The sequence below is a fragment of the Rhodospirillum centenum SW genome (assembly GCF_000016185.1).
GTDB lineage: Bacteria > Pseudomonadota > Alphaproteobacteria > Azospirillales > Azospirillaceae > Rhodocista > Rhodocista centena.
Genome location: NC_011420.2, coordinates 3948923 through 3961335 on the forward strand (window position 1 = coordinate 3948923; position 12413 = coordinate 3961335).

The window sequence follows — 12413 nt, forward strand, 5'->3', positions numbered from 1 at the left end:
GCCGGCCCTGCGGCATGGTCTTGCGGGGCACCGCCGTGGCCGGCAGGATGGCGCCATGCAGGATGCCGACCCGGACCCCGCGCCAGATCCCGCGACGGACCCCGCGACGGCGGCGCTGCCGCCCGAGGACATGCCCTGGCCGTTCGATACGGACGGCTTCCGGATCGGCATGGGCCTGCGCCATCTGGACCCGGCAGACTGGATCCGCCTCGACGCGACCTGGCCGGACCTGCTGGCGGAACGGCGGCATCTGCTCCGCGAGCGGGGGGCGGAGGTTCTGCTGGCACCGTCCGGGACGGAGGTCGCGGCGCGGGACCTGCTGCACCGGCTCGCGTCGCATCTGCCGGCCCGTTTTCCGTCCCTCTACGCCCGTGACGGCCGGATGCTGCTGAACCGGCTGACCGGCGAATCCCTGGACGTCTCCGAGGCGCCGCCGCTGGAGACGGCCTGCCTGCTGGTGCCGGAGGACCTGTGCCTGCTGCGGCGGGAGGCCGGGGCATGGCGGCTGGCCGCCGGCATCGTCTGCTTCCCGAACCGTTGGCGGCTGGCGGAAAAGGCGGGGCGCGGCCTGCCCGGCATCCACGAGCCCGTGCCGGGCTATACCGAGCGGCTGGCGATACCGGTGGACCGTTTCTTCGACACGCTGGCGCCGGGGCGCGGCGTCTGGCGGACGAACTGGAGCCTGAACGACGACCCGGCCCTGTTCCAGCCCGGGGAGACGGCCCATCTGCCGGCGGATGCCGGGATCACCGCGGCGACGGCGGGGGACCGTCTGCTGCTGCGGGTGGAGCGGCAGACCCTGCTGGCCCTGCCGGAGAGCGGTGCCGTCGTCTTCGGCATCCGCACCTACCAGCGGCCGCTCTCCCGGCTGTCGCCGGCCCAGGCCCGACAGTTCGCGGCGGTGCTGCGCGACGTGCCGGAGGACAGCGCCCGCTACAAGGGACTGCTGCGGACGCGGGAACCGGCGCTGGCCGTGCTCGACCGACGCGCCGCCGGAGAGGAGATCAGTCCTCCAGCGTCTCGAAGCGGCTGACGTCGTATTCGCGCCAGCGGTCGATGCGCCAGAACACGACCATGATCTTCTTGAGCTGGGTGCGCTGGCCCTTGGTCCCGCCCTCGGAATTCGGGTCGTTGATCAGCTTGAAGCCGTATTCGGGCAGGGGGCTTTTCTTCTCGGCGATCTTGGCCAGCTTGTAGCGGAACTGGCGCAGGTCGGTCTCCGCACCCACGCGCAGCCGCAGCTTCTCCAGATTGATCTTGAAGCCCGGCTGGTTGCCGCAATGGGCGCGCGCCATCTCATAGAGGCGCTTCTCCAGCGGCGGCAGGTCGAAATAGGCCGGATCGTAGGTCAGCATCCGGTTGTCCTTGAGGATGGCGCGGTAGAGCCAGTCGCACAGCTCCACCGTGATCCGCTTCAGGACGCGCTCGCCCTTGGTGTTCTTGCGGTATTCCGCCTTGGCCGACTTCAGCCAGCTGAACCACTCGTCGGTGCCTTCGCCGCCCGTCTCGATGTTGGTCTTGATCTGCGTACCTTGCAGCCGCTCCAACGCCCCGGAGATGCGGTCGTAGGACTTGCCCCCGGCGGACACGCGGCAGACCCGGAAGAAATCGTGCCCGGAGAAGCTGAAGACCTGGCTCACCGGCTCGCCGCGGTTCATCTTGTCGACCATCAGCGAGGCGATGTAGATCAGGAATTCCTTGTCGTAGATGGTGGCGATGCCGGCATCCGTGCCCTTCACCTCGATCGTGACCTTGCCGTCCTGATAGCGGATCGGATCCAGCCGCTTCTCCTTCGTGAGCGCGAAGAAGTTGTAGACCATGATCGAGCGTTCATTCTTGACGCTGCCGATCAGCGGGCTGTCGAGGAGGGAAAGCTGATGCGCCTCTTCGATGGTCTTCATCATGTCACCCATCCAACGACTCTGCGGTTTTCATCAGGGTCGGCACCCAGGGACGACGGTCCGGGGGACGACGGGGCCACCTGCCCCCCGTCACCGAAACAACGAACGGAATGGACGGCAGGCGGATGCTCGGTCCGGGAAATTTGGGTCGAGACGTTCGGGGCTGTCCACAAGCGATTGTGCGAACGTCACCGAAACAACGAAGATTTGGTGGTCAGACCCCTCCGGGACCGCCAGCACCGGGCCGGAATCTCGTTGTTTCAGTGACATGGACACGGGGGAACGGCGACCCGGCTTCGTTGGAACGGTGACAGGGCCGGGAATCCGCGGGGTCGGGGCGTTCGTTGGTTCGGCGACGCGGAATCCGGGATCGTTGGATGGGGCACGCCAGCCCGTTGCTTCGGGCACCCGAACTCGGAGTTACGGACACGCCGGTTCGCTGTTTCAGCGACCCCCGCTCGCGGTTTGGGCGACGCAAATCGCCGTAGGCTCTTGATTCCAGAAACGGATTCCGGCCCGTAACTGGAAAACCCTGTAACTCCCTAACGGAATCTAACAGGCTCAACACGTCGCGCCTCCGCACGCTTGACAGGGTTTCAGCGGTTCCAGACCGGCACGGGACACCGGGGCAGGGATCCCTGCCAGAAGGATGACCGGGAAAGCGCCGGAGGCTCCGGGGTTCAACGACTCGGGCGGAAGTGACTGCGACTCGGGGCAACATGCCTGCCCCGGAGAGGGATGTCACCGAAACCACGAATCCCTATCGGAACGGAAGAGAATGGGGCCGGAGGGAATGTCACTGAAACCTCGAACCGGGCCGGGACAGAAGGGGAGGGGAGAGGTCAAGGGCGGACAAGATGGAACCGCTGTTCACCCAGAGCATCACGCAGGAAGGCGACCGCCGGATCGATGCGATCCAGGGGAATCGGATCATGGCCGGCCAGAAGCATGGGCAGAAGCGCCGGGCGGACGCCGAGAACGTCGACCAGGGCCGGCCCCAGCCCGAGACGGTGGATCTCCGCCATCAGGGGTCCGGAGCTGGAGCCATCGACGAAAACGGCTCCTTCCCGCCGTTGAAGAACCAGGGTAACCACCTCGGGAACCGGATGCCGGTCAGCAACGGCGGGAGCCGGGTGAGGCGGGTGAGTGACCGGCAACCGGGGGGGCAGAACGGGCTGTTGAGCCGGGGTTTCCGCAGCGGCGCTGAAATCCGGAAGATCGGGCGCCCGTTGATGAAGCGCCAGGGAAAGGCTTCTGACCTCGCCCAGAAGCGCATCCAGCGCTGGCCAGTCTGGCTGGGCGCGGGCGGACACCAGATCCTGCTCCATGCGGTCAAGACCGGAGAGCCAGGACTCCAGAACATAACGGGTACCCAACGGCAAGGGCTCATGCTTGCGTTCCAGCAGACGCAGAAGCGGAGCAGCACTTTCGAGATGAAGTCTCGCCAGACGCCGCCGGAGCAGATCAAGCTGTTCGTCGGCATTGCGCCGCTTGCGGGGGTCCAGCCCCTCCGCATGGGTAGCGATGACCGCGATGAAGAACTCAACCTCCTCGAAAAGGGGGCGCAGTCCTTTGAAGCGGTGCAAGGCCAGAAAGTGCGATTCAGGCAGGTCGGGGTCGAGACGGACTTCGCCGGCCAGTCCACCTTCCAGATCGGCAAGCATGCCATGGAGGCGTTTCAGATCATCGAGCAGCCGACGGTAGAGGGCGCGGGGAGAAACCTGACGCCTCTCCTGCCGCGCCGCCCGGCCCCCTGTGGCCAGCCGGGCCGATTGCACGTCGAACCGGGGGCGTCGCCCTCCTGAGAACGAATCGGCGTTCATGACGACATTGGACCGTGACGGTCGCGTGGGTGTCAACGGGCCGTTCCAGAGGCGCTGGCAGGCCCTGACCTGGTTCGGGAACGCCTGACTGCCAGGGGCGGAGGGGGAACGGAGACGCAGCCGGGAAGCACGCCATCAAGGCGGCGAATCCTTGTCGGGGCAGGGGGTCCTAGGTTCTGGATTCAGGGTCCAGAAATCCGCCCGGAATCCTTGTCCTGCGGCCATTTCAGGGGCTCCGGAGGGGATCCGCGGGCTTGGCCGCCGTGTCCCCGTTCCAACGTCGGCCGGATGGCGAACGTCACCGAAACAACGTCCCCGCCTCTCTGCTGAGTCGCTCCCCCCAGCCCCGCTGCGGGTTTCAGGGGCGGCCCTCGCCGTCGGTTCGGTGGATCAGGGACATTGGCGGCCAGGTCCCCGTGTCGATCGGATCACTGTCGCCGTGCGGGAGAGGTAACCGCTTCCCCGGCCGGCGCACACCGGCAGGCCCGGATGTGGGAGAACCGGCTGCCGCTGATCCGGCCCGCCTGCCACGGTGTTCATGGGACAGTCTCAACCGCCAGCCTCGTGGCAGAAGGGGCCTCCGGCAAACGGGGGAACGGCCGCGACAAGGCAGGCACCGGGCAGGGAAGGGCGGGCGGCATCATGAAGCGCATCCTCGTGACCGGAGGGGCCGGTTTCATCGGCTCCCATCTGTGCGAGTATTTGCTGGAATCAGGAAACGAAGTCCTGTGTGTGGATAACTATTTCACCGGGTCGAAACGGAACATCGAGCACCTGCGCGACTGCCCCCGTTTCGAGGTGCTGCGCCATGACGTGACCATTCCGCTCTATGTCGAGGTGGACGAGATCTACAATCTCGCCTGCCCGGCCTCTCCGGTCCACTACCAGCACGATCCCGTGCAGACGACGAAGACCTCGGTCCACGGCGCCATCAACATGCTGGGCCTCGCCAAACGGCTGAAGGCGCGCATCCTCCAGGCTTCCACGTCCGAGGTCTACGGTGACCCGGAGGAACACCCGCAGCGGGAGGAATACTGGGGCAACGTCAATCCGATCGGGCCGCGGGCCTGCTACGACGAGGGCAAGCGCTGCGCGGAAACCCTGTTCTTCGACTACCACCGCCAGCACGGGGTGCCGATCAAGGTCATCCGCATCTTCAACACCTACGGGCCGCGCATGCACCCGGACGATGGCCGCGTCGTCTCCAACTTCATCGTGCAGGCGCTCAAGGGCGATCCTATCACCATCTACGGCGACGGTTCACAGACCCGCTCCTTCTGCTATGTGGACGATCTCGTCCGCGGGATGGTCCGCTTCATGGAAACGCCGGAGGCGGAGCCCGGGCCTGTCAATCTCGGCAACCCCGGTGAGTTCACCATCCTGGAACTGGCGGAGACGGTGCTGCGTCTGACCGGATCGGCATCGCCCATCGTCTTCCGTCCGTTGCCGCAGGATGATCCCCGCCGCCGCCGGCCCGATATCGGCCGGGCGGATGCGCTGTTCGGCTGGCGGCCGGGCGTGCCGCTGGCGACAGGGCTGGAACGGACCATCGACCATTTCCGGAACGTGCTCGGCCATCATCCTGTGCACTGCCTTGCGGCGGCCGCGGATTGACAGAACCCTCCACCGATCGTTGAATGCCCCCACCCCCGCCGCGGTTTGCGACGGGAGGCGCGACCCCACGATTCCCGTCCGGGGCCGATGTGACGCACCTGCGGTTTGCAGCGGTCCTCTTTTATGACAGCATGCGCAAGCATGCCTGGGCCGGCTTGGACGTTTGGGGATCTTTTCAGTGGACGTGATTGACCAGGTCGGCAGGATCAACCTCGACGCCTGTGCGCGGGAGCCGATCCATATCCTCGGCAACATCCAGTCGCACGGTGCTCTGCTGGCGGCCGACGGTGCTGGCGTGGTCCGGCAGTGCAGCTCCAACCTCCAGGAATTTCTGGGACTTCTTCCCGCCGAGGCGTTGGACCGGCCGCTCTCCACACTGCTCGGGCGCGGCATCGCCACCTGGGCGGACTCCACGGCCGCGGACTCGGAGGAGAGGCCTCCCCTGAAGGTGCGCCGCCATCGTATCGCCCGGACCGGCCTGACCGTCTGGCTGCGCGCCCACCGCCGCGGCGGCATGACCATCGTGGAGATGGAACGGGCGGAGGTGATGGCCCCCGCTCCGGACTCCCCCGACGACCGGCCGGCCCTGTCGCGCATCCTGCACGAGCGGAATCTCTACCGCGCCTGCCAGGATGCGGCGGACCTGGTGCAGGCCGTCGCCGGCTACGACCGGGTGATGGTCTACATGTTCCACCCCGACATGACCGGGGAGGTGGTGGCCGAGGCACGCTCGCGCTCCATGGCCAGCTATCTGGGCCTGCGCTATCCCGCGTCGGACATCCCGGCGCAGGCACGGCGCCTTTATCTGGAGGCCCGGCTGCGGCAGGTCGTGGACATCCACAGCCTGCCCGTACCGATCGAGCCGCTGCTGAATCCGCAGACGGGGCAGCCGCTGGATCTGGGGCTGGCGCATCTGCGTTCCCTCTCCCCGGTCCATATCGAATACCTCGCCAACATGGGCGTGACGGCCAGCCTGACCCTGTCCGTCATCGTGGACGGGGCGCTCTGGGGCCTGATCGCCTGCCACCATACCCAGCCCTTCTGGCTCGACCCTGACCGCCAGCAGCGGATCTGTCGGGTCGCGGACGCCCTGGCCCGGTCGATCCGTACCGCGACCCGCCGCCTCGATGCCCAGGCGACCCGGCAGGCCGCCCGGCAGTTCGCCCGGCTGCAACGGGTCGTCGCCCGCTCCCGCAGCCCGCTGGAGGACATCATCCTCTCCCGGCAGGGCCTGCTGAACGCCATCGACGCCGACGGCGTGGCCCTGGTGGCGGGCCGCAGCGTGCTCTCCACGGGGGCGGTGCCCGAAGCGGACTGGCTGCGCCAGTTCGCCCGCATCCTGGCTGATCGTGCGGGGGAAGCGTCCTTCGTCTCCGAATGTCTGGGCCGCGACGTGCCGGACCTGCCGGCCCCCGGTCCCGCGGCCAGCGGCTGCATCGCCCAGCTCATCGATCCCGCCGGCCCCGTGGTGATCGCCGCCTTCGCGGGAGAGGTGGGCGGCACGGTCAACTGGGGCGGCAATCCTGACAAGCCGGTCGAATGGGACCCGGCCAAGGGCCGGCTCAGCCCGCGCAAGAGTTTCGAGCTGTGGAAGCAGCAGCTCCGCGGCCATACGCGGCCGTGGCGCCGCGCCGACATCCGGCTGATCGCGGATGTCGGCCGTCTGCTCACCGTGGACCAGGCCGGCAATCCGGATGGGATGGTCCGCGAGATCGAGCGGGTGTCCCGCCGCCTGGGCGGGGAGAAGCAGGTCCGGCGGGAGATCCTGGACGTGCTGCTCGACGGCATCGTCCTGGTGGCCAGCATCCGCGACGACAACGAGATGAAGGTCCACGCCGTCAACCGGCTGTTCCGGGACGTCTTCGGCATCTCCGGTGACAAGCGCCTGCCGCACCGGCTGGAAACGTTCCTGGAGACCTTCGGCCTGCCGCCGGAACTGGCCGATCCCGCTTTCACCGATTTCCCCATGACGCGGGAGGTCTGGTCTTCCCGGCGGGGCCGGCGCTGGTTCTCCTTCGACCGCCGGACCGTCTTCAATGCGCAGGGAGAGAGCGGGGGAACCAAGCTGGCGCTGATCTGCCTTTACGATGTCACGGCCTACAAGCAGGCCGAGGAAGCCCTGATGGCCGCCCGGCAGCAGGCCATCAGCGCCATGGAACAGCAGCGCAAGTTCATCGCCGCCGCCAGCCACGAACTGCGGACCCCGCTGAACGCCATCATCGGCTTCAGCGAGATGATCCAGATGCAGACCTTCGGGCCGGTGGGCGACACCCGCTATCAGGAATACGCGACCGACATCCTGAACGCCGGCCGCCACCTGCTGGACCTCATCAACGACATCCTGACGCTGGGCCGGATGCAGCCGGGCGCGGCGGCCGCGGCCGATGCCCCTGTCTGTCTGAACGACGAAATCCGCCAGGCCCTGCGCATGGTCGAGGATCAGGCCCGCGCGCGGAGCATCGCCGTGGTCTGGGAGGAACCTCCCTACCGCATCCTGCTGGACATGGAAGCGCGGGCTGTCCGCCAGATCCTGCTGAACCTGCTCTCCAACGCCGTGAAGTTCACCCCGCCCGGCGGTCAGGTCAGCGTCGTGCTGGGCGGCCACGACGGGGAGGACCTCTGGCTGGAGATCAGCGACACCGGCATCGGCATCGCCGAGGCCGACATGGAGCACGTCTTCGAGCCCTTCTTCCGCGCCGGGAACGTCTATACCCGCAGCACGGAGGGCACGGGCCTGGGCCTCTCCATCGTCCGCGCCCTGATGGAGGCGCATGGCGGGCGCGTCTCCTTACGCAGCCGCTACGGCCAGGGCACGACCCTGCGGATCACGCTGCCGTCCTGGCGGCTACAATGGCACGGCTGAGCGCGGACCGGATACGACAGGAAGAGCGGGGGCCGGCGGCCCGTCCTCAGGGCAGCACCGTCCGCCCGATGGAGGCGTCCAGCGCCTCGTAGTCGTGATAGGCGATGGTGGCGTAAAGCTCCGCCCGGGTCTGCATGTCGGGCAGCATCGCTTCCGTCGAGCCGGTGCGCGCCAGCGTGGCGTAGAGCCGTTCCTGCGCCTTGTTGGCGACGCGCAGGCTGCTGACCGGCCAGATCACCATGCGGTAGCCCATGGCCTCGAACTCGCCGGCGGTGAAGACCGGGGTGCGGCCGAACTCCGTCATGTTGGCGAGCAACGGCACGCCGGGCATCCGGCGGGCGAACTCGCGGAACATCTCCGCACTGGTCAGCGCCTCGGGGAAGATCGCGTCCGCTCCGGCCTCCAGATAGAGCTTCGCGCGGGCGACCGCGCCCTCCAGCCCCTCCGACGCCGCGGCATCGGTGCGGGCGATCAGGTAGAGATGCCGCCGCGCCTTCGCCGCGGCCGCCACCTTGGCCGCCATCTCCGCCGGCGGGACCAGCCGCTTGTCGTTCAGGTGGCCGCATTTCTTCGGCAGCACCTGGTCCTCCAGATGCACCGCCGCCGCCCCCGCCTCCTCGAAGACGCGGACCATGCGCATGACGTTCAGCACCTCGCCATAGCCGGTGTCGCCGTCCACCAGCACCGGCAGGCCGCTGGCGCGGGCGACCTGACGGATGAAGAAGGCGACCTCCTCCAGGGTGATGAGGCCGAGGTCCGGCAGCCCCATGGAGGCGGTCATCGCCGCCCCGGACAGGTACAGCCCGTCGAACCCCGCCGCCATCGCCTGCAATGCCGCCATCCCGTTGTGCGCCCCCGGCAGGCGCAGGATGCCCGGCCGGGCCAGCAGGGCGCGGAACCGGTCGCCCGGCGGGGTCGGCGGCAGGTCGGTGGCGATCAGATAGGGCATCGTGCCGTAGCAGGACATGGCCGCCCCCTCACGCCGCCGGCGCCCGGCCGATGGCCGGCGACGCCGTGCCCTGGCGGGCGGACAGGGGCACGAAGGACCGGCTCTCCGGCCCGACATAGCGGGCCGACGGCCGGATCAGCCGGTTGTCCTGGCGCTGCTCGATGACATGGGCGCACCAGCCGGAGGTGCGGGCGATGACGAACAGCGGCGTGAACATGGCCGTCGGCACCCCCATCTGGTGGTAGGTGACGGCGCTGTACCAGTCCAGGTTGGCGAACAGGCCCTTGGTCCCCGCCATCACGCCCTCGATGCGCTCGGCGATCTCGAACAGGGCCGTCTCGCCGCTGCCCTCCGCCAGATCGCGGGCGATGCGCTTGATGACGGCGTTGCGCGGGTCCTCGATGGTGTAGACGGGGTGGCCGAAGCCGATCACCACCTCCTTCGCCGCCACCCGGCGGCGGATGTCCGCCTCCGCCTCGTCGGGGTCGGCATAGCGCTTCTGCACCTCCAGCGCCGCCTCGTTGGCGCCGCCGTGCTTCGGCCCGCGCAGGGCACCGATGGCGCCCGTGACGGCCGAATAGAGGTCGGCGCCGGTGCCCGCGATGGAGCGGGCGGTGAAGGTGGAGGCGGCGAACTCGTGCTCGGCATAGAGGATCAGGGAGACCTGCATCGCCCGCACCCACTCCGGCGGCGGCCGCTCGCCGTGCAGCAGGTGCAGGAAATGGCCGGCGATGCTGTCGTCGTCGGTATCCACCTCGATGGTGCGGCCGTGATGGGCGAAATGGTGCCAGTAGAGCAGCATCGAGCCCAGGGAGGCCATCAGCCGGTCGGCGATGTCGCGCGCCCCGGCCGGGTTGTGGTCGGGGCTTTCCGGCAGGACGCAGCCCAGGGCGGACACGCCGCTGCGCAGCACGTCCATCGGGTGTGCGGCGGCGGGAAGCGTCTCCAGCGTCCGCTTCACCGCCGCCGGCAGGCCGCGCAGACCGCGCAGCTTTGCCTTGTAGGCCTTGTACTGGATCAGGGTCGGCAGGCTGCCATGGACCAGCAGGTGCGCGACCTCCTCGAAATCGCAGCGGGCGGCCAGCTCCAGGATGTCGTAGCCGCGGTACTGCAGGTCGTTGCCGCTGCGCCCGACGCTGCACAGGGCGGTGTTGCCGGCGACGACACCGGACAGGCTGACGGACTTCTTCGGTGCCGGCGCAGGCGTGACGTCGGATGGGGTCATGCTGGTCATGGTGCCTCCTTTCCGGGCCTCAGGCCCGCCGGTCGAACAGACCGCGGTTCGCACCGCGGGCCAGGGAGTCGGGATCGACGGTGAAGCCCAGACCCGACAGTTCGCCCGCGGTCAGGGTCGGCAGCCGGTCCACCAGGGCGAGGAAGCGGTCCTGCTCGGCCCGGGCGACGACGCCGTCGGCCAGGGTGCGGAACTTCGCCACGTACTGGTCGCGGGCGAAGGGGCGGGCACCCAGCGGGTGGGCATCGGCCACGGCGATCGAGTCCTCGATCACCGATCCGTCGTCCAGCGTGATGACGACATGGCCACCGAACGCCTTCTCCGCCGGATCGTGGCTGTGGTAGCGGCGCGTCCACGCCGGGTCCTCTTCGGTCCTGACCCTGTGCCAGAGGGCGACCGTGTCCGGCCGGCGGGCGCGCTCGGGCGCGTAGGAGTGCTCGTGGTGCCAGCCGCCGTCCTGCAAGGCGACGGCGAAGATGTACATGATGGAATGGTCCAGCGTTTCGCGGCTGGCCCCGGGGTCCATCTTCTGCGGGTCGTTGGCGCCCGTGCCGATGACATGGTGGGTGTGGTGGCTGGTGCGGATCAGGATGTCGCGGACGCGGGCGAGGTCCCCGATCCGCGGCCGCAGCCGGCGGGCCAGGTCGATCAGGGCCTGGCTCTGGTACTCGGCCGAATGCTCCTTGGTGTAGCTGTCCAGGATGGCGCGCCTGGGCTCTCCCGCTTCCGGCAGGGGCACGGTGTAGACGGCGCCGGGACCGCTCAGCATGCGGGCGATGAAGCCGTCCTCGCCCTCGTAGATGGGCGACGGTGCACCTTCGCCGCGCATGGCGCGGTCCACCGCTTCCACCGCCATCTTGCCGGCGAAGGCCGGGGCGTAGGCCTTCCAGCTCGAAATCTCGCCCTTGCGCGACTGCCGCGTCGTAGTCGTGACGTGCAGCGCCTGCTGCACCGCCTGGAAGATGGTCTCCACCGGCAGGCCCAGGGCGGCGCCGATGCCGGCGGCGGCCGACGGGCCGAGATGGGCGATGTGGTCGATCTTGTGCTCGTGCAGGCAGATGCCCTTCACCAGGTTGATCTGGATCTCGTAGGCGGCCGCAAGGCCGCGCACCAGGTCGGCGCCGGTCAGGCCGCAATGCTGCGCCACGGCCAGCACGGGCGGGATGTTGTCGGCCGGGTGCGAATAGTCCGCGGCCAGGAAGGTGTCGTGATAGTCCAGTTCGCGCACCGCGACGCCGTTGGCCCAGGCCGCCCATTCCGGCGCATAGCGGCGGTAGGGGGAGAGCCCGAACAGGGTGGCGCCGGGCGAGAAGGGATGCGCGATGGCCTGGTCGCGGGCGCTGACGACCGGCCGCCGGTTCAGCGAAGCCGCGGCGACGGCGGCATTGTCGATGATCCGGTTGGCGATCATCGCGGCCACGTCGGCATCGACGGGCACCGGGTCGGCGGCCACCGCGGCCAGCTTCCAGGCGAGCTGCTCCTCCCGCGGCAGGGTATCGGCGGACCTGTGGGAACGGACGGCGTGGGACTTCACGGTTGCACTCTCCCGGCATCGAAGGGGCGCGGCCGGCCGTGCGCATCCACGGCGACCATCTCGAACCGACCGCTCAGCACGTCGTGGCGGGGACCACCGGCCGGCGCTTCGGAGACACCATCGACCTGCACCGTGAGGGAGCTGCGGCCGGTGCGCACGACGCGCGCCGTCAGCTCCAGCAGGTGCCCGACGGGAACGGGGCGGTGGAAACGGACCGCATCGGTCGCCGCCATCACGACATTGCAGCCGGCGCGCCGGCTGGCGGCCATGTAGGCGGCCCGGCCCATCAGGCTCAGGGCGTGGCCGCCGAACAGGGTGCCGTAATGGTTGGACGCGTCGGGGAAGACCGTCTCCAGCAGGACGGTCGCCCGTCCCGGTCCGGCGTCCGTCTCCGGCGTCTGTCGTTCCGCCGCGGCGCTGGACATCGTCCCCTCCAATCTGCTTGTCATCGGTGTCTGTCTTCTCAATATTCGCAGGCCGTGCCTTCCTGGAACG

9 protein-coding genes are annotated in these 12413 nt (G+C 68.8%); 4 read left to right on the forward strand and 5 right to left on the reverse strand.

Features of this window, described 5'->3' with window-relative positions; all coding sequences use genetic code 11:
* The first annotated feature begins 55 nt into the window (after positions 1-55).
* On the forward strand, positions 56-1033 hold the full coding sequence (locus RC1_RS18170) for a heme-dependent oxidative N-demethylase family protein (protein ID WP_012568915.1): 978 nt from the start codon (positions 56-58) through the stop codon (positions 1031-1033).
* Here the strand turns inward: RC1_RS18170 and RC1_RS18175 are convergent.
* On the reverse strand, positions 1005-1904 hold the full coding sequence (locus RC1_RS18175) for a replication initiator protein A (RefSeq protein ID WP_012568916.1): 900 nt from the start codon (positions 1902-1904) through the stop codon (positions 1005-1007). The genes RC1_RS18170 and RC1_RS18175 overlap by 29 nt on opposite strands.
* Positions 1905-2758: 854 nt before the next feature.
* Between RC1_RS18175 and RC1_RS18180 the strand changes: the two genes are divergently transcribed.
* From RC1_RS18180 to RC1_RS18190, 3 genes are all read left to right on the forward strand, one after another.
* Positions 2759-3706, forward strand: a complete 948-nt coding sequence (locus RC1_RS18180) for a hypothetical protein (protein ID WP_041785537.1) — start codon at positions 2759-2761, stop codon at positions 3704-3706.
* Between the two features lie 660 nt (positions 3707-4366).
* Entirely contained in the window at positions 4367-5338 is a 972-nt protein-coding gene (locus RC1_RS18185; RefSeq protein ID WP_012568918.1) for a UDP-glucuronic acid decarboxylase family protein, read from the forward strand.
* 178 nt (positions 5339-5516) lie between these two features.
* Positions 5517-8201, forward strand: coding sequence for an ATP-binding protein (locus RC1_RS18190; RefSeq protein WP_012568919.1), 2685 nt, complete (start codon positions 5517-5519; stop codon positions 8199-8201).
* A gap of 46 nt (positions 8202-8247) precedes the next feature.
* On the opposite strand, the gene prpB is transcribed toward RC1_RS18190, so the two are convergent.
* From prpB to RC1_RS18210, 4 genes are read right to left on the reverse strand one after another with little or no spacing between them, the layout of a single operon-like run.
* Positions 8248-9168: a methylisocitrate lyase gene (gene prpB, locus RC1_RS18195; RefSeq protein ID WP_419760914.1), complete on the reverse strand. Its 921-nt coding sequence runs from the start codon at positions 9166-9168 to the stop codon at positions 8248-8250.
* Between the two features lie 10 nt (positions 9169-9178).
* A complete protein-coding gene (prpC, locus tag RC1_RS18200; protein ID WP_012568921.1) occupies positions 9179-10384 on the reverse strand; it encodes a bifunctional 2-methylcitrate synthase/citrate synthase in 1206 nt (401 codons plus the stop codon).
* Positions 10385-10403: 19 nt separating this feature from the next.
* Positions 10404-11918, reverse strand: a complete 1515-nt coding sequence (locus RC1_RS18205) for an MmgE/PrpD family protein (protein WP_012568922.1) — start codon at positions 11916-11918, stop codon at positions 10404-10406.
* Entirely contained in the window at positions 11915-12367 is a 453-nt protein-coding gene (locus RC1_RS18210; RefSeq protein WP_234703797.1) for an acyl-CoA thioesterase, read from the reverse strand. Before RC1_RS18210 ends, RC1_RS18205 begins: the two co-directional genes overlap by 4 nt.
* Positions 12368-12413 lie beyond the last annotated feature (46 nt).